The sequence below is a fragment of the Serratia inhibens genome (assembly GCF_003591175.1).
GTDB lineage: Bacteria > Pseudomonadota > Gammaproteobacteria > Enterobacterales > Enterobacteriaceae > Serratia > Serratia inhibens.
The window spans coordinates 428,730-454,588 of sequence record NZ_QYYG01000001.1 but is presented as its reverse complement, the minus strand read 5'-3'; the positions used below and the strand labels follow the sequence as shown (position 1 = coordinate 454,588).

24 protein-coding genes and 1 pseudogene are annotated in these 25,859 nt (G+C 56.0%); 12 read left to right on the top strand and 13 right to left on the bottom strand.

Annotated features, from left to right (window positions below; translation table 11 throughout):
• The first annotated feature begins 53 nt into the window (after window positions 1-53).
• From D4100_RS02110 to D4100_RS02095, 4 genes are read left to right on the top strand one after another with little or no spacing between them, the layout of a single operon-like run.
• A complete protein-coding gene (locus tag D4100_RS02110) occupies window positions 54-815 on the top strand; it encodes a dimethylarginine dimethylaminohydrolase family protein (RefSeq protein ID WP_006318382.1) in 762 nt (253 codons plus the stop codon).
• Window positions 816-842: 27 nt separating this feature from the next.
• Complete coding sequence (locus tag D4100_RS02105) at window positions 843-1,616, top strand: ABC transporter substrate-binding protein (protein WP_119802842.1); 774 nt, start codon at window positions 843-845, stop codon at window positions 1,614-1,616.
• A gap of 55 nt (window positions 1,617-1,671) precedes the next feature.
• The gene (locus D4100_RS02100; RefSeq protein ID WP_119802840.1) at window positions 1,672-2,370 is read left to right on the top strand and encodes an ABC transporter permease; all 699 of its coding nucleotides are present in this window, start codon (window positions 1,672-1,674) and stop codon (window positions 2,368-2,370) included.
• Window positions 2,370-3,092 carry an ABC transporter permease gene (locus tag D4100_RS02095; protein ID WP_119802838.1) on the top strand — a complete coding sequence of 241 codons (723 nt, stop codon included), beginning with the start codon at window positions 2,370-2,372 and terminating at the stop codon, window positions 3,090-3,092. Before D4100_RS02100 ends, D4100_RS02095 begins: the two co-directional genes overlap by 1 nt.
• A 6-nt stretch (window positions 3,093-3,098) precedes the next feature.
• Here the strand turns inward: D4100_RS02095 and D4100_RS02090 are convergent, their stop codons facing one another.
• Window positions 3,099-3,554, bottom strand: a complete 456-nt coding sequence (locus D4100_RS02090; protein ID WP_119802836.1) for an Lrp/AsnC family transcriptional regulator — start codon at window positions 3,552-3,554, stop codon at window positions 3,099-3,101.
• A gap of 14 nt (window positions 3,555-3,568) precedes the next feature.
• Here D4100_RS02090 and D4100_RS02085 point away from each other — a divergent pair.
• A pseudogene (locus D4100_RS02085) lies at window positions 3,569-3,718 on the top strand (succinylglutamate desuccinylase/aspartoacylase family protein); the annotation flags it as partial.
• A 56-nt stretch (window positions 3,719-3,774) separates the two neighbouring features.
• Here D4100_RS02085 and D4100_RS02080 read toward each other — a convergent pair.
• Window positions 3,775-4,683 carry a LysR family transcriptional regulator gene (locus tag D4100_RS02080; protein ID WP_004944446.1) on the bottom strand — a complete coding sequence of 303 codons (909 nt, stop codon included), beginning with the start codon at window positions 4,681-4,683 and terminating at the stop codon, window positions 3,775-3,777.
• 121 nt (window positions 4,684-4,804) lie between these two features.
• Between D4100_RS02080 and D4100_RS02075 the strand changes: the two genes are divergently transcribed.
• Together D4100_RS02075 and D4100_RS02070 are read left to right on the top strand one after the other, a co-directional pair.
• A complete protein-coding gene (locus D4100_RS02075) occupies window positions 4,805-5,734 on the top strand; it encodes an alpha/beta hydrolase (protein WP_119802832.1) in 930 nt (309 codons plus the stop codon).
• Window positions 5,735-5,800: 66 nt separating this feature from the next.
• Entirely contained in the window at window positions 5,801-6,898 is a 1,098-nt protein-coding gene (locus D4100_RS02070) for an alkene reductase (RefSeq protein ID WP_119802830.1), read from the top strand.
• 153 nt (window positions 6,899-7,051) lie between these two features.
• Here the strand turns inward: D4100_RS02070 and D4100_RS02065 are convergent, their stop codons facing one another.
• Window positions 7,052-7,234 (bottom strand): Rossmann-fold NAD(P)-binding domain-containing protein, encoded by a 183-nt coding sequence (locus tag D4100_RS02065; protein WP_006318401.1) that lies wholly within the window; start codon window positions 7,232-7,234, stop codon window positions 7,052-7,054.
• A 135-nt stretch (window positions 7,235-7,369) separates the two neighbouring features.
• On the opposite strand from D4100_RS02065, the gene D4100_RS25550 reads away from it, so the two are divergent.
• From D4100_RS25550 to D4100_RS02055, 3 genes are all read left to right on the top strand, one after another.
• Window positions 7,370-7,468 carry a YoaK family small membrane protein gene (locus tag D4100_RS25550; protein ID WP_006318402.1) on the top strand — a complete coding sequence of 33 codons (99 nt, stop codon included), beginning with the start codon at window positions 7,370-7,372 and terminating at the stop codon, window positions 7,466-7,468.
• A 41-nt stretch (window positions 7,469-7,509) separates the two neighbouring features.
• The gene (locus D4100_RS02060) at window positions 7,510-7,722 is read left to right on the top strand and encodes a hypothetical protein (protein ID WP_119802828.1); all 213 of its coding nucleotides are present in this window, start codon (window positions 7,510-7,512) and stop codon (window positions 7,720-7,722) included.
• Between the two features lie 96 nt (window positions 7,723-7,818).
• Window positions 7,819-8,847: a zinc-binding metallopeptidase family protein gene (locus D4100_RS02055; RefSeq protein ID WP_006318404.1), complete on the top strand. Its 1,029-nt coding sequence runs from the start codon at window positions 7,819-7,821 to the stop codon at window positions 8,845-8,847.
• A gap of 9 nt (window positions 8,848-8,856) precedes the next feature.
• Here the strand turns inward: D4100_RS02055 and adhP are convergent, their stop codons facing one another.
• Both adhP and exaC read right to left on the bottom strand, forming a co-directional pair.
• Entirely contained in the window at window positions 8,857-9,882 is a 1,026-nt protein-coding gene (gene adhP, locus D4100_RS02050; protein ID WP_043912312.1) for an alcohol dehydrogenase AdhP, read from the bottom strand.
• A 46-nt stretch (window positions 9,883-9,928) separates the two neighbouring features.
• Window positions 9,929-11,449 carry an acetaldehyde dehydrogenase ExaC gene (exaC, locus tag D4100_RS02045; RefSeq protein WP_119802826.1) on the bottom strand — a complete coding sequence of 507 codons (1,521 nt, stop codon included), beginning with the start codon at window positions 11,447-11,449 and terminating at the stop codon, window positions 9,929-9,931.
• Between the two features lie 276 nt (window positions 11,450-11,725).
• Between exaC and D4100_RS02040 the strand changes: the two genes are divergently transcribed.
• On the top strand, window positions 11,726-13,531 hold the full coding sequence (locus D4100_RS02040; protein WP_119804098.1) for a sigma-54-dependent Fis family transcriptional regulator: 1,806 nt from the start codon (window positions 11,726-11,728) through the stop codon (window positions 13,529-13,531).
• A gap of 30 nt (window positions 13,532-13,561) precedes the next feature.
• Here the strand turns inward: D4100_RS02040 and D4100_RS02035 are convergent, their stop codons facing one another.
• Window positions 13,562-14,143, bottom strand: a complete 582-nt coding sequence (locus D4100_RS02035; RefSeq protein WP_006318408.1) for a TetR/AcrR family transcriptional regulator — start codon at window positions 14,141-14,143, stop codon at window positions 13,562-13,564.
• Between the two features lie 91 nt (window positions 14,144-14,234).
• On the opposite strand from D4100_RS02035, the gene D4100_RS02030 reads away from it, so the two are divergent.
• Window positions 14,235-15,263 (top strand): MDR family NADP-dependent oxidoreductase, encoded by a 1,029-nt coding sequence (locus D4100_RS02030; protein WP_119802824.1) that lies wholly within the window; start codon window positions 14,235-14,237, stop codon window positions 15,261-15,263.
• A gap of 52 nt (window positions 15,264-15,315) precedes the next feature.
• Here D4100_RS02030 and D4100_RS02025 read toward each other — a convergent pair whose 3' ends face one another.
• From D4100_RS02025 to pqqC, 7 genes are all read right to left on the bottom strand, one after another.
• Entirely contained in the window at window positions 15,316-16,239 is a 924-nt protein-coding gene (locus tag D4100_RS02025) for an ABC transporter substrate-binding protein (protein ID WP_199685631.1), read from the bottom strand.
• 129 nt (window positions 16,240-16,368) lie between these two features.
• A complete protein-coding gene (locus tag D4100_RS02020) occupies window positions 16,369-18,468 on the bottom strand; it encodes a putative bifunctional diguanylate cyclase/phosphodiesterase (protein ID WP_119802822.1) in 2,100 nt (699 codons plus the stop codon).
• A 264-nt stretch (window positions 18,469-18,732) separates the two neighbouring features.
• A complete protein-coding gene (locus D4100_RS02015; RefSeq protein ID WP_119802820.1) occupies window positions 18,733-21,168 on the bottom strand; it encodes a glucose/quinate/shikimate family membrane-bound PQQ-dependent dehydrogenase in 2,436 nt (811 codons plus the stop codon).
• A 185-nt stretch (window positions 21,169-21,353) separates the two neighbouring features.
• Window positions 21,354-23,684 (bottom strand): pyrroloquinoline quinone biosynthesis protein PqqF, encoded by a 2,331-nt coding sequence (gene pqqF / locus D4100_RS02010; protein WP_119802818.1) that lies wholly within the window; start codon window positions 23,682-23,684, stop codon window positions 21,354-21,356.
• A 3-nt stretch (window positions 23,685-23,687) separates the two neighbouring features.
• Window positions 23,688-24,827: a pyrroloquinoline quinone biosynthesis protein PqqE gene (pqqE, locus tag D4100_RS02005; protein ID WP_006318436.1), complete on the bottom strand. Its 1,140-nt coding sequence runs from the start codon at window positions 24,825-24,827 to the stop codon at window positions 23,688-23,690.
• Window positions 24,820-25,098: a pyrroloquinoline quinone biosynthesis peptide chaperone PqqD gene (pqqD, locus tag D4100_RS02000; protein WP_006318437.1), complete on the bottom strand. Its 279-nt coding sequence runs from the start codon at window positions 25,096-25,098 to the stop codon at window positions 24,820-24,822. The genes pqqE and pqqD overlap by 8 nt, the downstream gene beginning before the upstream one ends.
• A complete protein-coding gene (gene pqqC, locus D4100_RS01995; protein WP_119802816.1) occupies window positions 25,098-25,853 on the bottom strand; it encodes a pyrroloquinoline-quinone synthase PqqC in 756 nt (251 codons plus the stop codon). Before pqqC ends, pqqD begins: the two co-directional genes overlap by 1 nt.
• Window positions 25,854-25,859: the final 6 nt, after the last annotated feature.

Here is a 25,859-nt window from a genome sequence, read left to right as displayed (position 1 = left end):
CTGTTTGATAATCGAAGAACACCTACTGTCCATTTCATTCGAGAGAATCGCCCATGCACTTTACTCAAGCCATTGCCAGACTGCCTGCCGATAGCTGCGGCAGCGGCCAGACCACCGCTCAATTGGGCGCGCCGGATATCGCCGCCACCGGCCGCCAGTTTTTGGCCTATGTGGATACCTTACTGCGCCTGGGGCTGAAAGTGACGGTGTTACCGGCGGCCCCGGCCTTCCCGGACGCCCACTTTGTGGAAGATACGGCTGTGGTGATGCCGGAGCTGGCCGTGATCACCCATCCGGGTGCGCCGAGCCGCCAGGGTGAGGTTGACACCATTGCGCCGCTGTTTGCAGGCGAGCGCCCGGTGGTGCGGATGAGCCGGCACGGCCACCTTGACGGCGGCGACGTGCTGCTGGTCGACCGTCAGTTTTTTATTGGCCTGACGGCGCGCACCGATGAAGCCGGCATTGGCGAATTTGCCGCTGCGGTCGAGCCCTATGGCTACCGGGTGACCGCCATTGAAGTCAGCGCCGGGCTGCACCTGAAATCCATCGTCAACTATGTTGGCCGCAATACCCTGCTACTGACGGAAGACTACCGGCGCCATCCTGCCTTTAGCGGTTTTAACGCCATCGTTATCCCCGAAACGGAGTCCTACGCCGGCAACACGCTGTGGATCAACGATACCTTGATTACCCCACAGGGTTACCCGCACACGTTGGCCCAAATCGAAAAGTTGGGCATGCCTGTCGTTCAGCTCGACACCAGCGAATTTAAAAAAATGGACGGCGGCCTGACCTGTCTGTCACTTCGTTTCTAGCGCTTTCTTTCACCGGGGATCTCAGTCATGAAAAAAACATTAGCGGTTCTACTGACCAGCCTGGCCCTGGGTGGCCCGGCGGCGGCCCAGTCTTTCGATACCATCAGCTTTGGCGTCGATGGCGGTTATCCGCCTTTTGACGTGCTTTCGCCCAGCGGCGAGATCACCGGTTTTGACATCGATATCGCCAATGCGCTGTGTACGCAGCTGCAGGCCAAATGCGTTTTCGTCAAACAGCCTTTTGAAAGCATGATCGCGGCGCTTAATGCGCGTAAGTTCGATGCCATTATCGCGTCGCTGACCATCACCGACGAGCGCAAGAAAGAAGTGGATTTCACCGATCGCTACTACCGCAGCTCGGCGCAGTTGGTGGCGCGCAAGGGCAGCCCGTTGCTGCCGGATGCCGCCAGCCTGAAAGGCAAAACGGTAGGCGTGCAGACCGGTTCCATTCATGAAACCTACGCGAAGAAACATTGGGGCGGACAGGGCGTGAAGATCGTTTCTTATGCCAACCAGGACAATGTCTATCTGGATTTGATGTCCGGGCGGATTAATGCGTCGTTGCAGGATAATACCCAGGCGGCCAGCAGCTTTATCGACACCCCACGCGGGCAAAAGTTTGCCTTCGCCGGCCCGGCGATTACGGACAGCAGCATCTCTTCTGACGTGGGCATCGCGGTAGGCAAAGACAACCCGGCGTTGCGTGACGCACTCAACGGCGCCATTAAGGCCATCCGTGCCGACGGCACCTATGACGCTATCCAGAAAAAGTATTTCAGCTTCGACATTTACGGCGGCTAAACCGGCGCGCTGGGGCCGGCTGGCCCGGCATGAAGTCAAGAATGGGAGGCCGGGAATGGTCATCGAGTATTTGCCGTTGCTGGCTCACGGCGCGGCGCTGTCGCTGTGCGTGATGTTGGTTTCGCTGGCGGTGGCGGTGGCGCTGGCGCTCGGCCTGATTAATGCGCTGATCAAGCTGTTTGGCCCGCGCTGGCTGCGCTGGTTATCGACGGGTTACACCACGCTGGTGCGCGGCATTCCCGAACTGGTGATTATGCTGCTGCTGTTCTTTGGCGGCGAAATGCTGGTCAACGGCTTTCTTGGCCTGCTGGGGCTGGGGCCGCTGCGCTTCAACACCTTTATCTCCGGCGTGCTGGCGATTGGTTTCGTGTTTGGCGCTTACTACACGGAAACCTTTCGCGGCGCTTTTCTCACCGTCGAGCGCGGCCAGCTGGAAGCGGCAATGGCCTACGGCATGCGCCCAGGGCAGGTGTTTCGCCGCGTTCTGCTGCCGCAAATGCTGAGTTTCGCCATTCCCGGGATCAACAATAACTGGCTCGGCTTGATGAAAGCCTCGGCGCTGGTGTCGATCCTGGGGCTGGAGGACATGGTGTGGCTGGCGGAGCAAGCGGGGCGGGCAACACAAAAACCTTTCCTGTTCTATTTCCTGGTGGCGCTGATCTATATGGTGATTACTGCGATCTCCAGCTGGGGCTTTAGCCTGCTGGCGCGCCGCTACGCTCTGGCTTCCTCGACCGCTGCAGGAGCTCGCTGATGACTCTGCAAGATATGCTGGATGTGGCACCCAGTTTTTTGTGGAGCGACGGCTCGGATGTGACCGGGCTGGCGCTGACGGCCAAACTGTTTTTGCTGTCGGTGGTGCCGGGCCTGCTGCTGGCGGTGCTGATGGCGGTCGGCCAGGTGTATGGCCCGCGCTCGCTCTCCTGGTTGATCCGTGGCATCACCTATTTTTTCCGCAGTACGCCGCTGTATCTGCAATTGATGCTGATTTACTACGGCCTGTCGCAGTTCGACGTGGTGCAGTTGGGCTGGCAGGACGATCAGCCTTTTTGGCTGCTGTTTCGTGACGCCACCTTTTGCGCCACGCTGGCGTTGGTGCTCAATACCAGCGCCTACGTCGCGGAGCTGTTGGCCGGCATGATGGGCACCTTTCCCAGGCAAGAGTGGGTCGCCGGTGAGGCGTTTGGCATGAGCCAGTGGCAGATAATTCGCCGGCTGGTGTTGCCGGCGACGTTACGGCGGGGAATTCCGGCGTTGAATAACGAGATGGTCTTTCTGCTGCATGCCACTTCACTGGCCAGCACGGTGACGCTGCTGGATATTACCGGAGTGGCGCGTGCTTTTTATGCCGCCACCTATTCGCCGTTTATTCCCTTCCTGATGGCGGCGGCGCTTTATCTGCTCTGCACCTTCCTGCTGATCTTCCTGTTTTCACGGGCAGAACGGCGCTGGTTGGCCTTTATTCGCCGTGACTGAGGCGGCTCAGGATCGCTTGATGGATTGCAACTCGGTCAGCGTAACGATTTTATCCACCCGGAATTTTTTACTGGTCAGCCAGGCGTCGGCCAGCAGCCGGTAGCTTTCCATGCTGCGGCAGCCGATGCGCACCAGAAAATCGAAACTGCCGCTCACCAGCCAGCAATCCAGCACCTCTGGGGTATTGCGTATTTCCTGCTCGAACGCCGGCTGCGAATGGCCGTGATCGGCCAGCGAGATTTGCGCCTGTATCACAAAGGCATGTTCCGGTTCCGGCAGTTCGATAATGGCGCTGTAGCCGCGGATAATGCCGTCGCGCTCCAGCCCGCGTACCCGTTCCTGGCAGGGGCGAGCGGTCAGGTTGACCTGCTCGGAGAGCTTTTGATAGGAAATGCGGCCATCCCGGCACAGTATTTCAAGGATTTTTTTGTCGATTCGATCAAGCCGGGCTTTTTTTTCCACAGATAGGGCGTCCAATGAAAAGTAAACATCATAAGTTACCTGAACATGCCCTGGGGGGGCAGCGCCAATTCACCAGTTTTCATTTCGGCCAGCCCGGCCAGGGCGAAAAGATTTACCTGCAGGCCGGTCTGCATGCCGACGAGGTGCCCGGCATGCTGGTGCTCAGGATATCGGCCGCCAACTGAGTTTATGAGGGATTGCGTTGTTTACTGCTACCCATTCATTCCCATGGAAAACCTTGCTCCCAGCTTTCCACTAGCAGGTCTATAAAGGCCCGAATTCGCGGTGATAAATGTCGTTTACTGGGATAAATGAGTCGGACAGGTTCCGGAGGGAAAGGAAACTCCTCAAGCACCGGTATTAACTTACCGCTACGCAAATCTTCTCCAAGCAAATAGGTAGGTAAGTGGACTATACCAAATCCGGCAATTGCCGATGCCCGCATGGCTTCCGAACTGTCGAGGTTAAGCCGCCCGGGTCCTTCATAAACAAAAGTGCCTTCCGGAGTTGCAAACCGCCAACTGCGTCTCTTTTCTGCACTCAGAAGAAAAATAGTGTCATGCCTGGTTAAGTCTGCGGGTGTTTCTGGAACGCCCCGTGAGGATAAATACTCGGGAGATGCACAAGTGACAATGTGCTGCGAAGCAATCGTTCGGGTAAGAATGCGGGAGTCATCGCGAGGTTCACCGATGCGAATGGCAATATCAAAGCCTTCTTCAATAAGATCAACAAACCTGTCGCTAAAGGACACCTCCGCACGAAGTTCCGGCCACTTTTTCAGATAAACATCCAGAATGGGGAGGATATGGCGCTGCCCAAAAGAAAGCGGCGCACTCAGCCGGAGAGTCCCCGTTGGCTTACCCCTGCGCATGGCCATGGCTGCATCGACCTCTTCCAGATCATCCAGTATCTGTCGGCAACGATCGAACATGACCCTCCCTTCATCGGTCAGACTCAGACTCCGGGTGGTACGGTTAAGGAGACGAACCCCCATACGCGTTTCGAGCCTGACAATACTCTTGCCAATGGCAGAACGTGTGAGCCCGAGGGAACCCGCGGCGTGGGTGTAACTCCCGGCTTTTACAGCCGCGACGAACGCGGCGATATCACCAATGCTGTTGATCTCCATGCTTTATTTATCTCATCCAATACGGGCGTTAACGTACCCTGATACGGGAAGCACATTCCCTAAATGTTTATATATTATAGGTTCCTGCTATTTTTTAACGCAAATACAAACAGGAATAAAAATGCTGAATAAACAAACCAAGCAAGCCGTAAAAGAATGGTCAGAAAGCCTGGCCGGCCTGGGGCCAATCCTAACGGGTGAGGATATCCTAACGCCTATGAGTGAGGTGCGTGACGCCTATACCCGAATGCTGGCTAATAATCCTGCACCTGCCGGTGTGAGTTTTACTGAGGTCGACATGGGGGGCGTACCGGGAACGCTGGTGACTCCCGACAACCTTGAAACTGATGCCATCGTTATGTACATCCACGGCGGGGCTTACATTGTCGGCGAACCGGCGGGCTATCACGGTATTGGTGGTAACTACGCCAGCATGCTGGGCGCACGGGTTTACATGCCGGATTACCGTCTGGCGCCGGAGTATCCTTTCCCTACGCCCGTTACCGATACCGTTCGTGCGTATGAGTGGTTAATTGAACGGGGCTTTGACGCCAGCAAAATCGTACTGGCGGGCGAGTCTGCGGGCGGAGCGATGGTGGTTACCGTTATGGTTGCTGCACGCAATAAGGGCCTGCCGCTTCCAGCCGGCGGTGTTTCTATTTCCCCATGGGCCAACCTTGAGCACACGGGCGTCTCCATGACCAACCGGGGAGGCCTTGATCCTCTGAACACCAAGGCCGGTCTGGATTTCCTGGCACGCATATTTCTGGGCGATGCGTTGCCTAATCACCCAATGGCATCACCCGTGTTTGCCGATGTAACGGGTCTGCCGCCGGTGCTGGTTCAGATTGGCGAAAACGAACTGATGCTGAGCGACGCGATGCGTCTGGCAACTCATCTGGGTGACAACCGCGTTCGCGTAAATCTGGAAGTCTGGCCAGGTATGTTCCACGCCTGGCATTTCTTCTCCACGCTGCAGCCAGAAGCCGTACAGGCTCTGGAAAGCTCTGTCGTCTTTATGAAGCAGGCTCTGCGGGATGCAGCGAAGTAATCATCAATGATGAACTAAAGATCGTTGCTAACAGATTTTTACCATGAAATGGCTTCAGGAGACAGAATGAGCGAGTTATTGAATATCTACACAATGAATGGAATAAGTCTTAATAATCGTGTCGTTATGGCCCCAATGACCCGATCGCGGGCTTATAACCTTGTTCCCACTGACAGTATGGTCACCTACTATCGCCAGCGCGCAACAGCAGGTTTAATTGTTTCCGAAGGTTCACCTGTTTCAATGGAAGGTCGTGGACAAGCGTACACGCCGGGAATTTACACTGACGAACAGATAGAGGGCTGGAAAAAGGTGACTGAGGCAGTACATGCGCAAGGTGGGAAAATTTTCATCCAGCTTTGGCATGTAGGACGTTCCTCACACATTGCTCACCAGCCTGATGGGCAGGCACCGGTCAGCTCCGTCTCACGCGTTGCAGAAGGCTGCACCACTCACATTCCCGGTGATAACTGTCAGTCTGTGCGCGTATTTCACAGCCAGCCACGCGCATTAGCAACGGATGAAGTCCCGCGGGTGACGCAGGATTTCGTTCGAGCGGCTAAAAATGCTATCGAGGCGGGTTTTGACGGTGTGGAAATCCACGCTGCTAACGGCTACATCTTCGAGCAATTTATCAATGGTGGACTTAACGACAGAACAGATCGTTATGGCGGTAATATTGCCAATCGTCTGCGGTTTACGCTGGAAACTGTGGATGCCGTCTCTGCAGCCATCGGGAGTCATCTGACAGGTATCCGTATAGCACCCTTTGGCCGCCTGCAGGATATGCATGGCTTTGATGATGAGCAGGATACCTGGTTATCTTTGGGTATCGAACTACGTCGTCGATATCTCGCATATGTGCACTTGAGCGATCAGGAATCTCTCGGAGCTCAGGCCATTCCTGCTGGCTTCCTGACAAAGTTTCGCAAGGCCTACGAAGGTACCCTCATCGCAGCGGGCAGCTATACACAGGAGCGCGCAGAAATGGCACTCAGGGAGGGTTTTGCCGACTTAATCGCATTTGGGCGTCCTTTCATAGCCAATCCAGATCTCGTTAAACGCATGAAGAACGGATGGCCGATGGCTGTTTCTGATAAGGATACGTTCTATACCGGGCGAGATGCAGGTTATATAGATTATCCCACGTATCACGTGGATTAAGTTCCCTGAAGCTGGAACGTATCCGGAATGCCTCCGATCCTAATACAGCTCCGGTTTTCACGCCTTTGGGAGAGGAGGAATTCTATTAATAGGGAACCAACAAAATAAATATCGATATTTCATATAATTACTTCGTTAGCGTAGTTTTTTACATCATGGGCCTTCAAACCCCTCTATCAGCAGATCGCTGCCGGTAACGAATCCGGTGTCCGGGCCAGGAAAATCAGCCGCCGAAATCGCTTCTTCATCAGGCGAGGCCATCCGTTTGGCGGGAGACGCGGCAATCAGTGTCCGGTACCCTTTGCCAATCCCTGAATCCAGTTCATGTTGCGCCAAAGCGTGGCAACGATCCCCGGGCGGATTGCATTCACCCGTGCCATGAATGAATAGCGGGAAAGATGGCTAGCCGACCACCGTCCATGTTAAATTTGCTTGGTGCTCCGTAACGCCTTCTGACAAAGAGAATTAAAAATGAAGATCGGCTATTTTTTCCCTATTGCGATTATTATTGCGGCCTTGGTTCTGCTGACCCTGTTTTTTGTCGGCGGCTATGCCACTCCGGGCGGTTGAGCGCCATCATGTAACCGTTCGGGCCAGAGAAGTCAGTGTCTATGAGCACCGCTAAACCGCGCCGCCCGCATGGGCGATGGGTCTATTACATTTTATATGAGGATATTCTGTGGCCTTGCCCCGTCAAGTGGGAGTGGGAAAGCAGTTACAATGCCTGGTTGCCTTTCTACTACTCGCCAACCCTGGAATTCGTTGCCGGTAACCCCGCCAAAGCGACAAAAATCACCAAAGCCAAAACCAAGACCAAGGTCTGAACCGGGTCGTTTGACGAACCCAAGGCCGTCTGGCTACCCTTAACTTGTCTCTGGCGCCAGCGCCCACACGTCCTCTGCCGCTAAGGAAGCCTGACCATGCGCAACTTTTCTTGCCCGAACTGCGGGCAACAGCTGTCGTTTGAAAATTCGCTGTGTTTGTCTTGCTCAAGCTCTTTGGGTTTCGATTTGCCTGGCCGGAGATTGGTGGTTATCCCGGCACTCGCCCCTGTGGGCGACGGCAAGCCGGAACAGGGGCACCTGTGCGCCAATATGCATATTGCACAGTGCAACTGGCTGGTGGAGCAAGAAGGGGATCTGTGCGCGTCGTGTCGCCTGACCCAAACCCGGCCGGCGGACGATGATGCGGAAGCGCTCCCGTTGTTTGCCGAAGCCGAAACGGCCAAACGCCGCCTGATACTGGAGTTGACCGAACTGGGCCTGCCAATCGTCAGTAAAAATGACGATCCGGACAACGGGCTGATCTTCGAATTGCTTTCCAGCGAACGGCGGCAGGTGCTGACCGGCCATGCGAACGGCGTAATTACGCTTGATCTGGAGGAGGGGGATGACGTTCACCGCGAGCAACTGCGCGTTTCCATGGGCGAACCTTACCGTACGTTACTGGGTCACTTCCGCCATGAGGTGGGGCATTATTATTACAGCCTGTTGATCATTCAGCCCGAACAGCGACAGGCGTTTGTCGATCTGTTTGGCGACCCGGATGCGGATTACCAGCAGGCGCTGGATCGGCACTACCAGCAGGGCGCGCCGGAAGGCTGGCATGAGTGCTACGTTTCCGCCTATGCCACCATGCACGCTGCCGAGGACTGGGCGGAAACCTTTGCTCATTATCTGCATATTCGCGACACCCTGGACACCGCGGCGGCCTATGGTTTCGCCTCGCCAGACGCTGCTTTCGGCCATTCGGCTGAAACGCCCGATTTCGATCGCCTGATCGCGCTCTGGTTACCGGTATCCTGGGCGCTGAACCAGCTCAATAGGTCGATGGGGCACGCCGACCTTTATCCCTTTGTGTTACCGGCACCGGTGCTGGAGAAAATGCGATTTATTCACCAGACCATTGCCGACGCGAATAAAAAGGGCACTGGACTGCCAGTGCCCTGACGGGTTGACTTAAAGCGACATGTCGACCACCACGCGGCCGGTGATTTTGCCCTCACGCATACGGCCGAAGATGTCGTTGATTTGCTCCAGCGGCTCTACCGAGATGGTTGCCGCGACCTTCTTATGGCCGGCAAAGTCCAGCGCTTCTTGCAGATCCTTGCGCGTACCGACAATCGAACCCCGCACCGTAGTGCCGTCCAGCACCATATTGAAGATTGAAAGGTCAAAGCTGCCCGGCGGCAGGCCGTTCAATACCATGGTACCGCCGCGCCGCATCACGGTGGTGGCCTGTTCAAACGCCTTTGGCGACACCGCAGTCACCAGCACGCCATGCGCGCCGCCGAACTCCTGCTGGAAAAAGCGGCCAGGATCGACGTTTCGCGCGTTAGCCACCACCGAAGCGCCCAGGCTTTTGGCGAAGGCCAGCTTGTCATCGTCAATATCGACCGCCGCCACGTTCAACCCCATGGCGGTGGCGTATTGGATCGCCAGATGCCCGAGACCGCCGATACCGGAGATGACCACCCAGTCGCCGGCCTTGGTATTGGTCATTTTCAGACCTTTATAGACGGTGACGCCGGCGCAGAGGATCGGTGAGATAGACAGAAAATCGACGTTATCGGGCAAGATACCCACGTAATTGGCATCGGCCAGGCAGTACTCGGCAAAGCTGCCGTTGACCGAATAGCCTGAGTTTTGCTGGGAATGGCACAACGTTTCCCAGCCGCCGAGACAGTGTTCGCAATGCCCGCAGGCGGAATAAAGCCAGGGTACACCTACGCGGTCGCCCTCTTTTACGTGAGTAACGCCTGCGCCCACCGCTACCACATGGCCGACACCCTCATGCCCGGGAATAAACGGCGGATTGGGTTTGACCGGCCAGTCGCCGTCGGCGGCGTGCAGATCGGTATGGCACACCCCGGTGGCGGCGATCTTGACCACGATTTTGCCGGGCGCGACCTCCGGGATCGGGACCTCTTTAATCACCAAGGGTTGTCCAAACGCAGTCACCACAGCAGCTTTCATCGTTTTCATTTTTCAGACCTCGAGAAGTTGTAGGGTTGGAACAGGCAATATTCAGTTAAAACAAGCCCTGCGGTTTGGCGTCATAGCTAACCAACAGGTTTTTCACCTGCTGATAATGCGACAACGCGACCTTGTGCGTTTCGCGGCCGACACCGGAGTTTTTATAACCGCCGAAGGCGGCATGCGCCGGGTAGAGGTGATAACAGTTGGTCCAGACACGCCCGGCCTTGATGGCACGGCCCATGCGATAGGCGCGATTGCTGTCACGGGTCCACAGGCCTGCGCCCAGCCCGAACTCGGTGTCGTTGGCCAGCGCCAGCGCTTCGGCTTCGTCTTTGAAGGTGGTGATGCCGATGACCGGTCCAAAGATCTCTTCACGGAAGAAACGCATGCTGTTATTACCGGTGATGAGCGTTGGCTGGAGATAAAAACCTTGCTGCAACGTCTGTTCCTGGCTGGTGCGCTCGCCGCCGGCAATGATTTTCCCGCCTTCGTTTTTGGCGATCTCGATGTAAGAGAGGATCTTGTCGAACTGCTGTTGGGACGCCTGCGCGCCGATCATGGTGTCGGTGTCAAACGGGTCGCCCTGACGAATGGCGGTGATGCGCGTCAGCACTTTCTCCATAAATTGCGGGTAGATTGACTCCTGGATCAGCGCGCGCGAAGGGCAGGTGCAGACTTCACCCTGATTGAAGAAACCGAGGATCAGCCCCTCAACCGCCTTATCGATAAACTCCGGTTCGGCCTGCATGATGTCTTCAAAGAAGATATTGGGCGATTTCCCACCCAGCTCCACGGTGCTGGGAATGATATTCTCCGCCGCGCAGGCCAGGATATGCCTGCCCACCGGGGTTGAACCGGTAAAGGCGATTTTGTCGATGCGTTTGCTGGTCGCCAACGCCTCACCGGCCTCTTTGCCAAAGCCGTGGACCACGTTGAGCACGCCCGGCGGCAGCAGATCGCCAATCAACTCCAGCAGCACGCAAATGCTGAGCGGTGTCTGTTCTGCCGGTTTGAGCACCACGCAGTTGCCGGCGGTCAGCGCCGGGGCCAGTTTCCAGGCCGCCATCAGCAGCGGGAAGTTCCACGGGATAATCTGCCCAACCACGCCCAGCGGTTCGTAAATATGGTAGGCCAGGGTGTTCTGGTCAATCTCTGTCGCGGTACCTTCCTGCGCGCGCAGGCAACCGGCGAAATAGCGGAAATGGTCGATCGCCAGCGGGATGTCCGCATTCAGCGTTTCGCGGATCGGCTTGCCGTTGTCCCAGCTTTCGGTCAGCGCCAGCATTTCCAGCTGCGATTCCATGCGGTCCGCGATGGCCAGCATCACGTTGGCGCGGTTTTGTGCGCTGGTGTTGCCCCAGGCTTCTGCGGCGGCGTGCGCCGCATCCAGAGCACGCTCAATATCCTGCGCGTCGGAGCGGGGGAACTCGGCGACAGTTTTCCCGGTTACCGGGGAGGTGTCGGTAAAGTAGTTACCGGAAACGGGTTCGACAAATTTGCCGCCAATGTAATTGCCGTAGCGTTGTTTGAAAGAAACCAGCGAGCCAGGCAAACCGGGATGGACATATTTCATGTTAAACACCTCTCAAAGAAACACGGGCTGTAGGTTGGGCGCCAGGCTTTGGCACCCTGTCTAAACATAAGCATTGCCTATGCCACATTGTTCCATTCTTTAGGTGTTTATTTGTAAAACCATTTAATATCATTAAGTTAATTATTTTAAATATCCGCAATCGGCAATAAGAACGGTGATTTAACATTCAGTTCTATTATTTTTTGTGTTCCATGTCGCAACGCATGAGACACATTCATGATACAAAAATGCAACACTTTTGCGCGGGAGAAAGGCATGTTGCATAAAGACCGGACAGCCGTAACGGGGTTCGCCTCCGACCATGAAAGCAGGCCTCTCCCCAACCCACTGTCAGAGTCCTGGCAGCGCAGCCAACACTACGGCCTGAATCGGGCCGACGACCACGTTCCCTTTGTGCGGCCGGCCGTGCTGAATGAAGTGCGCGGGCAAAACGGCTGGGTGGCGCAACTGGCTCAACCGCTGATTGCGCGTTTGGGTGGCGAAATCAACCGACAACCTTCCATCATTGTGGTGTCTGATGCCAGCGGGCTGGTGCTGGAGACCTGCGGCAATACCCATTTCTTGCGCAAGGCGTCACGCATAGCGCTGGCACCGGGCAATCAATGGGGGGAGCAAGAGCGCGGCACCAACGCGATCGGCACTGCGCTGGCGCTGGGAGAGTTGTGCGAGGTGAATGGCGACGAGCACTTTCTCAATCAGAACGCAGGGCTTTATTGCTCAGCCGCGCCGATTTTTCGGCCAGACGGGCAAATCGGCGGGGTGCTGGATATCTCTACGCCGGTGCAACGCCCGTACGGCGACGCCCGGTCACTGATTCTGCAGGCGGTCCGGCACATTGAGCATCAATGGGTGAAGAGCACGATCACGGCTCACCACTGGACGCTCAGCCTGCACGGCGATGCGCATATCCTCGGTACTGCGCATGAACTGATTCTGGTCTTCCGCGATGACGTTTTAACTGCCGCCAACCGGCTGGCGATGCAAGAATTTAACCTTTCACCGGCCTCCTTTGGGGCGCTGGATTTCGCCACGCTGTTCCCGCAGATGTCGCGACAGACGTTGAACGCGCCCTGTCAGACACGGGCAGCCAACAATCGCCGTTATTACTCGCTGCTGGAGATGCCGGAGCGGCATTCACATGTCGTCAGGCCCTTTGTTCAGCCTTTTGATCGGGACGGTGCAGACAAACAGAAAGCGTTGCGTATTTTGAACGCCGGCCTTGCACTGTGCATTACCGGGGAAACCGGCTGCGGCAAGGAGCACTTCAGCCGGCGGCTGTTCCAGGAAAGCAAATGGCGGGAGGGCAACTTTGTGGCGATCAACTGCGCGGCGCTGCCTGAAAACCTGATCGAATCCGAGCTGTTTGGTTATGCGCCCGGTGCCTTTACCGGTGCCAATCCCAAGGGGTACGCGGGCAAGATCAGGGAGGCCGACGGCGGGGTGCTGTTCCTGGACGAGATTGGCGATATGCCGCTGAGCCTGCAAACGCGGTTGCTGCGCGTACTGCAGGAAAAAACCGTCACCCCGCTGGGTAGCCGCCACGCCTGTTCGGTAGATTTTACGCTGATCTGCGCCACCAACCGCAATCTGGACAACCTGGTGGCGGCCGGGGAATTCCGCGAGGATCTGCTGTACCGCATTCAGGAGTTCAGCCTGTGCATCTCACCGCTGCGGCAGCGGGCGCATGTCGATCGCTTCATTCTCAGCCTTTGGCATGATCTGGGCGCCGATAAGCGCGGCATCAGGCTGGCGCCGGACGCGTTGGCCGCGTTGGCCCGCTATTCGTGGCCCGGTAATGTACGGCAGCTGTTGAGTACGCTGAAGGTGTTGCTGGCGTTGGCGGATGACGACAACCTGATTGCGCTTGAGGATCTGCCGGAACAGTTTAATGCGCTGCCGCCGCTTTGCGCGGAGGCCAACAGCGTTTCGCAAACCGAGCCGGAGGTGTTTGCCGCCATCAGAAATGCCAACGGCAATATCAGCCAGGCGGCCAAGTCGCTGGGCGTATCTCGCAGCACGCTTTATCGCAAAATGGAGAAAAAGCGCCTCAATGCAGATTGAATGATCGTAAACCAGAAAACCAAGGTGAAATTAGCCCTTCAAATAACAGGTCACCAACAAGATTAATTCACGTTTTAGATCTGATGACGTTAATTGCCCACGCCGCGATGCATCATGCACGACGCCTTCAATTGCAGAAGCCAGCACTTTGCTGGCGACTTGCGCTCGTTCTGAACCCAACTGACTGGCAGTAAAGGCAGCGTAATACTCAGCATAGCGGCATTCAAAGTCATGATGTGCGTCACGCCCGGAGAGCGGCACTTCATCAAGTAAAACGCGGTGCAAACGCGGATTGATTAAATGCGCGGCGATTATGCCATCAATCATTAGTTCAACCTTCGCCATCAATGAGTCGGCCTGCGTAGCCTCGTTGGCGTTAAGGGTTTCAAAAACCAGCAATATCGACGCCAGGTGTTGCTTGCGTATCGCTTCTGCCAGAGCCAACTTATTGGGAAAATACTGGTAAAGCGAACCAATACTGACCCCGGCAATACGAGCCACTTCATTGGTATTAAATTTTGCCCATCCGTTTTCAGCCAATAAGCGAGTAGCAACATCCAGAATGATGCCGACCAAAAATCGTGAACGGCTTTGCTGCGGCATTTTACGCATGCTTCTTGCTGTATCTGGAACACGAGTATTCACGTGATGGCTCTCCGATTGATAATGCGAGTATTAACTCACATATCAAAAGGGAAATAAAATGGTCTTTGCAACTCAGTACAACAGGAAAATCAATCTGCTTAAACGCTCTTCCGGCATGCCAGGGCCCGATAACTTTGAGATTATTGAGCATCCTGATATAGCCTGTGGCGAGAATGAGATATTGGTTCGCAATCGCTGGTTTCGGGTCTCAATATCTACCCGCCTGATGATGAGTGAAGAAGCCGAAAGTGTAAAAGGCATTCCGTTTCCACCCATCAACATTGGCGATACGCTGGCAGACGCGGCAATTGGCGAGATTGTGTCTGCGCCTGCTGCAAGCGGTTTGCAACCGGGTGAGTTCGTGCTGCATCCGTTTGGCTGGCGAGAATATGCCGCTGTCGACATCGATCTCTGCACTCGATTAGGCACCAAGCTGCTTAATCCTGCCGCCTATCTGGGGCATGGCTGGACGGCATATGCGGCTCTGACGCGTGCGACGCAGGTTAAACCTGACGATGTGGTTTTTGTTTCGAGCGGAGCGGGCGCGATTGGCTCCATGGCGGGACAAATTGCCCGTAAGCTTGGAGCCAAACGAGTCATTGGCAGTACCGGAACGCCTGAAAAAGCTTCATGGATGAAGCAGGAATTGGGTTATGACGAGGTTATCATTCGCGGTGACGGCACTATCAGCGACCAACTGCAGCGCTATGCGCCCGACGGCATTGACTTATTTATTGATATTGTGGGCGGTGAGCAATTGGAAGCCGCGGTTTCTCACACTCGGGAAGGTGCGAGGCTGGTCCTGCTTGGGGCGTTATCGGCCGAACTTGCAGGTGCAAAGTCGACCAAATATGCTCCTGTGGAAATAGACGCTTTCGCTATTATCGTCAAGGGAGTTACGATGCGCGGATACAGTGCTGACGAAAATCCGGAAGTCTTTGCTGAATGGCTTTCCTGTCTATCACAACCTTCATGGGCGGACATCGAATTTCCTGTGACCCGGTTTAAAGGACTGGAATCGGCACCCTTGGCACTGAAAGAGACTTGTTCCGGCAAGGCACGCGGTCTGGTACTGGTTACGCTTTAAACCACATTTAAGGGCGCCGGCGGTAAGAACCGGCGCCTTGAAAGCCGGAAGATCAGTCCCCCAATCCCAGTGGATTGATTTCAGAACGTTCGATTTTCTCGTCGCTTTCCGCCCAGCGATCCAGCACTTTCAGGTAGCTGCCGTTGGCGATGGCGCTGTTGAGCGAAGCCTGCACGGCATCAACCAGGCCGTTGCCCTTTTTCAACGTCACGGCGATGTTGGCACTGCGCGGCCAGCCGCCCGGCACTATGCCGACCAGCTTGGTTTTACCGTTTAATTTAGCCTGATAGGCACCGGCTACGTTCGGCCCGAAAGTCGCCTCGGCCCGGCCGGATTGGATCGCCAGCGTAGAGGCCGCTTTGTCGGTGACGTAGATCGGCTGTAGAGCGGGCAGCCCTTTGACCTGATTCTCTTTATCCCATGCCAGCAACACCGCCTCCTGATTGGTGCCGGAGTCGACGATGATCTTCTTGCCGGCGATATCCGGTGCGGATTTTATCGAGGTGATTTTACTGTCGGCCTTCACGTAGAAGCCCAGCGTGTCCTGGCGATAAGTGGCAAAATCGAATTTGGTTTTACGCTCATGGGTGACGGTGATGTTATAAATTGCCGCGTCGTATTTCCCTGAGGTCACCCCCAGCGGCCAGTCTTCCCAGGATGTTGGCACCAGTTTGAGTTTTAGCCCAAGCCCATCGGCGACCAGCCGGGCAATATCCGACTCGCTGCCAATCACCGTTTTATTGTCGCGGGCGTACAGCCCGAACGGCGGGGCGCTGCCCAATATCGATACGGCCACGGTTAACGTACCCGGCTCAACGAACTTAAATCCCGCCGGGATCTTGGCGACGGCCTCTGGGCTTTTAACCGTGTTGATCGGGGTTTCATTGGCGATCAGATCAATTCCCGGTGCGGCATTGGCGATGAAGGACATGCTCAGGAGTGCCGCCGCTGCGGTTAATTTAGCGCTATACATCATGATTATTACCTGCATTATTATGTTGTTGAGGCGGTCTGCTCACTATCCTCGAAGCCGCTAAATCTGTGAACGAACAAAATTAACTAACTAATTTTAGAAAAATCGGGTTGCAGCGAAATGTTACCCGCCTCAATCGTCGATTTCTTCGTTATCGCGAACATTGGCCCGCAGCAGATTAAGCACGTTGGGTGCTTCAACGGCTTTGCTGAACAAAAAGCCCTGTCCCAAATAAAAACCGGCATTGCACAGCGTCTGGCGTTGCTGCTCGGTTTCAATCCCTTCGGCGATGATATCAATGGACAATTTCTGCCCCAAAATGCCCATGCTTTCGACGATGCCCAATATGGCCGGCTCGTCGTTCATCCGGCGGATAAAATCGCAATCCAGTTTAATGCAGTCCAGCGGGTAATCCATGATGTGCGTAAAGGCAGAATGTCCGGTGCCAAAGTCATCGAGCGCAATCCTGATGCCCATTTCCTTGAGCATTTGCAAGGCCCGCAAAACATACTTCGAACCGTGTTTGTCGAACGCATGTTCGGTGACTTCCAGCTCGATAAGGTGGTGCGGAATGCGGAACATCAGCAATCGTTGCAGGAAGGTTTCGGCATAGTTATCGCGTAAAAACTCGATAGGGGACGCGTTCAACGACACCGGCAAGACTTCTACGCCGGCGGCGATCCAGCGTGAGATGTCGGCAAAGACTTTCATCTGCATGGCTTCACTGATTTTTGTCGCCAGTTCATAGTCGCTGAAGGCTTCACTGACGGTATCCGGCAACTGCATGCCGTTCACCGGGCTATACCAGCGCAATAGCGCCTCAAAACCCACGATCTCGCCGTTGCTCAAATTGACTTTCGGTTGATAGCTGGGGCGGATGCGGTTATCACGCACAATCTGCCGTGCGTGGTTAAGCTGTGAGGCCCGCGCTTTTGCTTTCTCCATCATTTGTTGATTGAACATGTAAACGCCGCCGCGGCCGCCGTCCTTAAGTTCATACAGCGCGGTATCGGCGCACTTCATCAGTTCCGACGGGTCGTGGGCATCCTGAGGATAAACGGCGCAACCGATGCTCATGCCGCAATGCAGCGCCTTGCCGCCGTGGGTGATCGGCGATTCGAGTTGCAGCAGAAAGTTATTGGCGATTTTGAAGATATCCTGCTCATTCTCCACGTCGCTGATGACCACCGCAAACTCATCGCCGCCGAGCCGGGACACAAAAGAGTCAGGATTCAGGTGCGCCGTGAGCCTGTTGGATAACACCCGCAGCAGATGATCGCCCGCAGCATGCCCAAGGGTGTCGTTAACCAGTTTAAAGTGGTCGAGATCCAACAGAATCAGCCCGAGCAATTTATTGTTGCTCAGGGCGCGTTTCATTTCCTGTTTTAACTTTTTCTTGAATAACCGCCGGTTAGGCAAACCGGTCAGTTCGTCATATTCACTGGCGATCAGCAAACGTTTCTCCGCTATTCTTTGCGAGGTCACATCGCGGGAAACGCACAATATATTTTGTATCCGGCCATTTTTATCGGTGACCGGGCTGAGGATATTATCCCAATGCTGCATCTTGCCATTTGGCGTGGCACTAAGGCCGGCGAATCTGGCATTGTGACCATTCAATACCTTGCGCAGCGCTTTTCTGCCACGCTTGCGTATTTCTACCGGCAGCAACCCCAGCCACGACATGCCAAACTTTTTTTGGTTTTCATCCAGGCCAAGAGCAATGCAGCCCGCTCGGTTCATATGCAGCAACGAACCGTCATTATTGACGATCTTGATGCAGTCGACGCTGGCGTCGAGCATGTTTTGCTGCGCGGCAAGGGTCGCGGCGAGGATGTGTTTTTCCAGTACTTGTTCGTGGATATCCACGCAGGTGAGACACCAGCGCGGTTCTCCAGGCAGGGGATCTTTGGCCGCGTTGAACGACAGCAAAAACCAGCGAAACTCACCGCTGCAATGGCGCAGGCGGCTTTCATTCACGAATGAGGTGGCGGTAGTCATTGCCTGCAGCCACAGGCTGCGCACCTGCGCATGATCGGCCGGGTGCAGGGCTTTCAGCCAGCCGTCATCCTCATTATCAAATGCAGCCCCGCCGGTATATTCGCGCCACCCTTTATTAAAGTGTCCGCCCAGGCTTTTACCCACGCCAATGAGGTTCGGTAAACCGTCAAAAATTACATTAGCTATATCAACAGGATGATTCTCATCACTGCGATCAGGTAAAACATTCATGCTTTTTTCCTTCTGAAAACCGCCTGAGATTCGCTCCAAAAGGAACTGTTCTAATAATATTCGTGCCTGCGGGAATATGCCAATAATCGGGCCTGGGGCGGTAAAAAACCGATTGAAAGAATGAGATATAATGCCGGGTAAAACAGTAGGATTATTCTTGTAAAGCGAGGGTTATTTTCTATGGATTAACGCTAATTCGCGATAATTCATAAAAAACGCCCCTGTCATGTGAAAGGGGCGTTTTGTTATTGCGAACCTTGAGCGTTACTTATCAAGCGCGTAGGCGATCACGTAGTCGCCACGGTCCGGTGACTGGCGTGCTCCGCCGGCGGAGATCAGAATGTACTGCTTACCGGTGGTCGGTGAGACGTAGCTCATCGGAGTGCCGCCGCTGCCGACCGGCAGACGAGCTTTCCATACTTCTTTACCGGTGGATGAATCAAATGCCCGCAGGTAGTAATCCTGGGTGCCGGCGATAAACACCAGCCCGCCCTGGGTTGCCAGCGTGCCGCCCAACGTTGGCATGCCTACCGGCATCGGGGCGCGCATTTTAATGCCGAATGGCCCGGTATCTTGTACCGTACCGGCCGGAACTTGCCACACCACTTTCTGGGTTTTCAGATCGATAGCGGACAGGGTGCCGAACGGCGGTTTCTGGCACGGAATGCCCAGCGGTGACATAAAGCGGTTCTTGTTGACGCCGTAAGGGGTGCCTTTTAACGGCACGGCGCCCATACCGGCGTTAACCGATTCGCCGCCGTTGCTGGCCGGCGCGTTGGCGTCGGTTTTTTGCGGGATCATCTGCACCCACAGACCCAAACGCATATCGTTGGCGAAGATGTAGTGGTTGTTCGGATCGACAGACAATCCACCCCAGTTCATACCGCCCAGCGAACCCGGGAAGCTGAGCGAGAGATCGGTGTCCGGCGCGGTGAACAGGCCATCATAACGCATCGATTTAAAGCTGATGCGGCACATCAACTGATCGAACGGCGTTGCACCCCACATGTCGGATTCGGTCAACTTTTCAGCGCCAATCTGCGGCATGCCGACAGAGAAGGGCTGCGTCGCCGAATACTGCTCGCCCGGAATGTTGCGGGTTTTCACCGGCAGCTCTTTCACTTCGGTCAGTGGCTTGCCGGTGTGGCGATCCAGCACGAAGATCTGCCCGGTTTTACCGCCGAAGACCAGTGCAGGGCGAGTGGTGCCGTCCTTCATCGGGAAATCGATCAGGCTAGGCTGCATCGGGACATCGAAGTCCCACAGATCGTTATGTACGGTCTGATAAACCCACTTTTCTTTCCCGGTTGTCGCATCGAGCGCCAGAATGGACGCGCCGTATTTGTGGTCCAGCGCATTGCGGTTCGCGCCCCAAAGGTCCACAGAGGAGCTGCCCATCGGCATGAACACGGTGTTCATCGCCGGGTCGTAGGACATCGGTGCCCAGGAGTTCGGCGTGCTGCGCACAAAGGTCTGGCCCGGTTTCAACGCCGCATTCGGCTCTTGATTGCCTGGGTCGAACGCCCAGCGCATTTCACCGGTGATCACGTTAAAACCGCGCAGCACGCCGCCAGGCATGTCGGTTTGCACGTTATCGGCCACGCGGCCACCCACGACGACGGTAGTGCCCGCCAGCGTAGGGGCGGAGGTCAGCTGGTATTTCGGATCCGAGGCATCGCCCAGGCCGGCTTTCAGATCGACGATGCCGTTGTTGCCAAAGTTCTGACAGAACTCGCCGTTATCGGCGTTGATCGCGACCAGACGCGCATCGATGGTGTTCATCAGAATACGGCGCTGGCAGCTGTCACCGGCGGCAAGCTGAACCGGTGCCGCAGGGGTTGAGCCTGGGACAGTCGGTTGTGGCAGGGTTTTGGTGGCGTCGAAGTAGGCCAGGCCGCGGCAGCGGTTCCAGACCTGCGATTGCGCGTTGATTTCACGCTTCCAGATCTCTTTCCCGCTGTCGGCTTCAACGGCGATGATGTTGTTGTGCGGCGTACACAGGAAGATGCGATTGCCGATTTGCAGCGGCGTCTGCTGGTCTTCTGCGCCGTTACCGCCAGGGCTGATCGGCGTATCGCCGGTGTGGAAGGTCCAGGCGACTTTCAGATCTTTCACGTTGTCGCGGGTAATCTGGTCCAGCGCCACGAAACGGCTGCCGCCTGGAGTATTGCCGTAGTTGTCCCAGTCTTTTTGCTGTTTGGCTTTATCTACCGGGATCAACGGCAACTGCTGGCCGCTGAAAGCGACGGTGGGGTGCGGCTGGAACATCTGCACGAAGGCGCCGACCATACCCACAGCCAGCACGGCGGAGAGCAGATAAGAGAGTTTCGCCAGCGGCGATTTCCCTTCCGGTTTACGCAGCGCGGGCCAGCTAAGGAAGGCCAGAATCATCAGGCCGGTTGGTACCATCAGCCGTGAAATCAGGGGCCAGAAATCAAAACCGGCGTCGGCCACTGACCAAATCAGCGTGCCGATGAAAACCAGCAGGAACAGCGTGACTGCCGAAGATTTGCGGCGGAAGAATTGAACGGCGGAAAGCAGGGTGACGATACCGGCAATCAGGAAGTAGGCGCTGCCGCCGAGCGAGACTAACTTTCCGCCGGCAATGGCGAAAAATAAGCCGGTAACGGCAAGAATTACCCCTAATAAACAACACCATAATTTAAGTTTTATACCCGGCCGGGTAGTTGAATCAGACATGTTCAGGCAGTCTCCGAAAATAATGTGTCTTACGACTCGTTTACCAAAGTGTAATCGTTGCTCCGCACCCTGCATTGAGGCAGGGCGCGGAGCAAAAAATTAAACAGTGAATGTGCCGAATTGTACCATTTGATTCGTTAGGCTGTTAAGGATATGTTGCTTTCAAACCAGGATATTACTCAATTTTATAACGACGCGAAGATGCGGCGGTGCCAGAAGGACAACGCATTCTGGTCAATCTGCTCCAGATATTCAGGCGGTGGATGGTTTTCCAAGACATTTTCGCGTGCATTCTGAAAGCCAGGAACGCCACCGTGGGGCTGCCTGCGCAGAAGGATATTTCTTGCTTCGGCCAGTTCTCGGTCGCTTAACTGCGCCAATTCCCGTTCCATTTGCTGCAAAAAAGTTGCGGTATAATGATCCAGCTGCGCAACGGTATATTTGGGGGATTGTAACGCAAAGAAAATACCTTCGACGTCGACGCAGCGATAATAGGCACAGTGCACGACATAACCAATATTTTGATCGACGCGCAGACGCTGGAAATAGCGCGGGGCATAAAGCTGCGCCAGCAGTTGTAGCGCCCAACGCGCGCCGGCCGATGTTTCCGGCAGCGGATAAAACAGTAACCGAGCGTTTTCATCGCCGTTCTCCGCGAGTGCGACGCGCTCTGCACGAGTACGAATGCGGTATTCCCCGACGGGAACGATCGGCTCGGGAAAATCATTGAGCGAATGCGCCAACTCTTGTCGTAAAACCTCATTCCCGCCGACCAGCGTGGCTTGCCAGCTCACGAGGCCCGGCGTTAATCCTGCCGACAATGCGGCCGGCAACTGCGCCAATAATCGACGGATGGCGATGTCGCCTTGTTCCCGCGCCTGCGCACGCCGGCAGGTTCTGGTTGCGTCACGCTGCATTGCGGGTGACATCGCCGCCAGCCTGCGGTTGATGGCGGTGACGGCGCGGCACATCAAGGTATCCTCTCCGGCCAGTTGCAGTAACCACACTCCCTGGTGACGTTCGACGCTCAGATGCCCATCCTGATGCGCCAACTCTGCCGCCAGGGTACGCAATGCCGATTGCAGGAGATAACCCCGTTGTTCCTCAAAAAGCACATCCGGCGCGGGCCGCAACAGCAAAACGGGAGAACCCTCATCCTGAGGCAGATGTTTTAACGGTGCGTGGCCGGCGGGCGGGGTTGCACCAGGTGGAGATGCGGCGTCTACAGGGAAGAAAGTGAAGCGTGCATTGGCAGGCGGCGCGCTTTGCGGATGGAATAGGGTCAGTTTTAAAGGCAACCCTCGATACTCGGTGACTTCGCCGCCGGCACCGGGTCGTACAGATAAACGGCTCATTGGGGCAGACGAAAGCATGGCGATCTGTTCTGCCCAATGGTCGGTCGCTTGCACCGGCGGCAGACCGAAGGCGTTCGCCCGTAATTGATCGAGTGGGGCAAGGCGGTCAAATGCCCGATTCGCCAGACGGCTATAATGCTCGCGCTGGCGTTCGGTCAGGCAGGTCAATTGCTGCAACCAGTTAAACAGAGCGGCTTCAATGGCCGCCGCTTCTGCGGTTGAGCCCTGAATAACGGTGAACGCCAGCGTGAGCAGTGAACAGGCCTCGCCGCATGTTGCGTGAATTAGCCTGACAGCGTCGCAGTATTCCTCTGCGCGCAGCCAGGCCATCAGGCCGCCAGGCGCTTCATCCAGCAGCAGGCACTCCAACAACCGCAGCCATTGGCGCTGTGTTGCCGGTTGTTGATTGAGGGCAAAGGTCAATCGCAACTGCGGTGCGCCAGGCAAATCGAGCGTGCGGTCGCCTATCGGAACAGCCTGTGAGACGGCCGGCGCTGGATGGCAACTCCCCCTGGCAATGCGCGCGCCATATTCTTCGGCCATGGCGCGTAATTGATCCGGCGACTGGGGCCCTTGCAGCCACAACGTCATGTTAGTGGCGTTGTAATGCCGTTGATAAAACTGTTGCAGCGCAGAGCGCAGCACCGCCATATCCTTGCCAAAGCCGGCGCGGTTGCCGATATGGAAGCGATGCATCGCCGCGATGCCGTCAAAGGCCTGCTGCTGTGCCGCCTCACAGAGTGTTTCTCCCTCCGTGCGCAGTAATTGATATTCGGCGTCAATGATATCCGCCTCTTGATCCAGCGCGTCAGTTGCCAGCAGCGGGGCGATCAGCATATCGATCAGACGGTCAATGCCGGCATCAAATTGCTCGGGGCCGACTTCAAAAAAGAAGAAAGTATGCGTCGCATGAGTGGTGGCGTTAAGACGCCCTCCCTGAGAAGGTGCCCAGTTCATTAAGCCTTCTCGTGCCTGGAATCGTTCGCTGCCGCGAAACAGCATATGTTCAAGCAGATGCGCCAGCCCCGGCCATGCGAGCGGTTCGTGGTAGCTGCCCGCATCGACCTGCATCAGCGCGGCGGCGCGGGTCGCTGCGGGATCGCTGATCAGATTGACTCGCAATCCGTTGCCGAGTCGCACAGATGAGGCGTGACGTCCCATGATTTAGCCTTTGAAGATTAACTTCGAGTTGGCGGCGTTGCGAAAACGCAGTTGCTCAATCCCGATTTGCGTATGGTTGGCGGCCTCGCGTGCGGCCAATATGGTGCCGTGGTGCGGCGATTTAGAACACACAGGGTCGGCATTTTGGGCGTCGCCGGTCAGCATGAACGCCTGGCAGCGACAACCGCCGTAATCTTTCTCTTTCTCGGAGCAGGAACGGCACGGCTCCGGCATCCAGTCATAGCCCCGATAGCGATTAAAACCAAAGGAGTGATACCAGATGTGTTGCAAGTCATGTTCCAGCACCGAAGGGAACTTTACCGGCAATTGACGCGCGCTGTGGCAGGGCAACGCCATGCCTTCCGGCGTCACGCTCAGAAATATCGCGCCCCAGCCGCCCATGCACCCTTTAGGCCGTTCTTCGTAATAATCGGGCGTGACGAACAGCAGGTTTGCCAGATTACCGCTGTCGCGCATTTTTTCGCGGTAACGCTTCACGACCTCTTCCGCACGCGCAATTTGTTCGCGGGTCGGCAGCAGGCCTTCGCGGTTTAACTGCGCCCAGCCATAGAACTGACAGGTCGCCAGTTCGACATCGTCGGCTTCCAGTTGAATGGCCAGCTCGATGATGCGGTCTATTTGATCGATATTGTGGCGATGCAGCACGAAGTTGAGCACCATCGGGTAGCCGAGTGCCTTAACCGCTTTCGCCATCGCCAATTTCTGCTGGAATGCCTTGGCGGATCCCGCCAGTGCAGCATTCAGCGTTTCATCGCTGGCTTGAAAACTGATCTGGATATGGTCCAACCCGGCGTCCGCGAAGGTTTGCAGTTTTTTCTCGGTCAGCCCGATACCGGAGGTGATCAGGTTGGTATAAAAACCCAGATCGCGCGCGGCGGCGATCAGCTCGGGCAAATCCTTGCGTACCAGCGGCTCACCGCCGGAAAAGCCCAACTGTACGCTGCCCATTGCCCTAGCCTGGCGGAACACGTCAATCCACTGTTCGGTGGTCAGCTCTTGCTCCTGGGCGGCAAAATCGAGCGGATTGGAACAGTAGGGGCATTGCAACGGGCAGCGGTAAGTCAGCTCCGCCAACAGCCAGAGCGGGGGATTCACCGCAGGGGCGGCGGTTATGTCAGTCACGGAAAATCACCCATTTTTGCGCATAGGCGCGTTGGAAAAACTCGACTACGTCGTCCGCCAACCCCTGCGCCTCCGGGAAACGGGCATTCAGTTGGCCAATGATGTCATTCAGCGTCGACTTGCCATCGACCAGTTGCAAAATGAGTGCAGCGCTTTCGTTCAGCTTGGCCATGCCCTCCGGATAGAGAATGACATGGCTATTTTGCACTTCTTCCCATTGCAGGCGATAACCGCGCCGGAATAACGGGGTTTGTTCTCGGTTCAGCGTCATTACACCAACCTCCGGTTATGCCACACCCGCGCGTCGGTCACGCAGTGGTAAGGGGGCCTGTTAAGGGTATAAGCCATGCTCATGGCATCCAGCATGCTCCAGAGGATATCCAGTTTGAACTGCAGGATCTCCAGCATGCGTTGTTGTTTCTCCACGGTATCGCAATAATCCAGCGCCAGCGCCAAGCCGTGCTCAACGTCGCGGTTGGCTTGCCCCAGACGGCTGCGGAAGTAATCGTAACCTTCCGCATCAATCCACGGATAATGCTGCGGCCAGCTATCAAGACGCGACTGGTGGATTTGCGGCGCAAACAGTTCGGTCAGCGAACTGCATGCCGCTTCTTGCCAGCATGCGCGGCGAGCGAAGTTGACGTAGGCATCCACCGCAAAGCGCACACCCGGCAACACCAACTCCTCAGACAGCAGGACGTCGCGCTCAAGGCCTACCGCCTCGCCGAGGCGCAGCCAGGCTTCAATGCCGCCTTCGCTATCGCCGTATCCGTCGTGATCGAGAATGCGCTGCACCCATTTGCGCCGTGTGTGCGGTTGCGGGCAGTTGGCCATGATCGCCGCATCCTTGATCGGAATGCTGGTCTGATAATAAAAGCGGTTAGCCACCCAGCCCTGGATCTGTTCCCGCGTCGCTTCACCGTTGTGCATCGCGATGTGATACGGGTGATGGATATGATAATAGGCGCCTTTGGCGCGCAGCGCCGCTTCGAACGCCGCTGCCGAGAGTGGCTGTTGCTGTGTCATGGTACT

Bases quoted from the DNA above. Each gene is read 5' to 3' on its own strand.
- D4100_RS25550 (WP_006318402.1), top strand. From the start codon at position 7,370: ATGAAGATCGGCTATTTTTTCCCTATTGCGATTATTATTGCGGCCTTG.
- D4100_RS02035 (WP_006318408.1), bottom strand. From the start codon at position 14,143: ATGCGTAAAATGCCGCAGCAAAGCCGTTCACGATTTTTGGTCGGCATC.
- D4100_RS02055 (WP_006318404.1), top strand. From the start codon at position 7,819: ATGCGCAACTTTTCTTGCCCGAACTGCGGGCAACAGCTGTCGTTTGAA.
- D4100_RS02105 (WP_119802842.1), top strand. From the start codon at position 843: ATGAAAAAAACATTAGCGGTTCTACTGACCAGCCTGGCCCTGGGTGGC.
- D4100_RS02060 (WP_119802828.1), top strand. From the start codon at position 7,510: ATGAGCACCGCTAAACCGCGCCGCCCGCATGGGCGATGGGTCTATTAC.
- D4100_RS02040 (WP_119804098.1), top strand. From the start codon at position 11,726: ATGTTGCATAAAGACCGGACAGCCGTAACGGGGTTCGCCTCCGACCAT.
- pqqC (WP_119802816.1), bottom strand. From the start codon at position 25,853: ATGACACAGCAACAGCCACTCTCGGCAGCGGCGTTCGAAGCGGCGCTG.
- D4100_RS02015 (WP_119802820.1), bottom strand. From the start codon at position 21,168: ATGTCTGATTCAACTACCCGGCCGGGTATAAAACTTAAATTATGGTGT.
- D4100_RS02020 (WP_119802822.1), bottom strand. From the start codon at position 18,468: ATGAATGTTTTACCTGATCGCAGTGATGAGAATCATCCTGTTGATATA.
- exaC (WP_119802826.1), bottom strand. From the start codon at position 11,449: ATGAAATATGTCCATCCCGGTTTGCCTGGCTCGCTGGTTTCTTTCAAA.
- adhP (WP_043912312.1), bottom strand. From the start codon at position 9,882: ATGAAAACGATGAAAGCTGCTGTGGTGACTGCGTTTGGACAACCCTTG.
- D4100_RS02070 (WP_119802830.1), top strand. From the start codon at position 5,801: ATGAGCGAGTTATTGAATATCTACACAATGAATGGAATAAGTCTTAAT.
- D4100_RS02100 (WP_119802840.1), top strand. From the start codon at position 1,672: ATGGTCATCGAGTATTTGCCGTTGCTGGCTCACGGCGCGGCGCTGTCG.
- D4100_RS02025 (WP_199685631.1), bottom strand. From the start codon at position 16,239: ATGATGTATAGCGCTAAATTAACCGCAGCGGCGGCACTCCTGAGCATG.
- D4100_RS02030 (WP_119802824.1), top strand. From the start codon at position 14,235: ATGGTCTTTGCAACTCAGTACAACAGGAAAATCAATCTGCTTAAACGC.
- D4100_RS02080 (WP_004944446.1), bottom strand. From the start codon at position 4,683: ATGGAGATCAACAGCATTGGTGATATCGCCGCGTTCGTCGCGGCTGTA.
- D4100_RS02095 (WP_119802838.1), top strand. From the start codon at position 2,370: ATGACTCTGCAAGATATGCTGGATGTGGCACCCAGTTTTTTGTGGAGC.
- D4100_RS02110 (WP_006318382.1), top strand. From the start codon at position 54: ATGCACTTTACTCAAGCCATTGCCAGACTGCCTGCCGATAGCTGCGGC.
- pqqF (WP_119802818.1), bottom strand. From the start codon at position 23,684: ATGGGACGTCACGCCTCATCTGTGCGACTCGGCAACGGATTGCGAGTC.
- pqqD (WP_006318437.1), bottom strand. From the start codon at position 25,098: ATGACGCTGAACCGAGAACAAACCCCGTTATTCCGGCGCGGTTATCGC.
- D4100_RS02075 (WP_119802832.1), top strand. From the start codon at position 4,805: ATGCTGAATAAACAAACCAAGCAAGCCGTAAAAGAATGGTCAGAAAGC.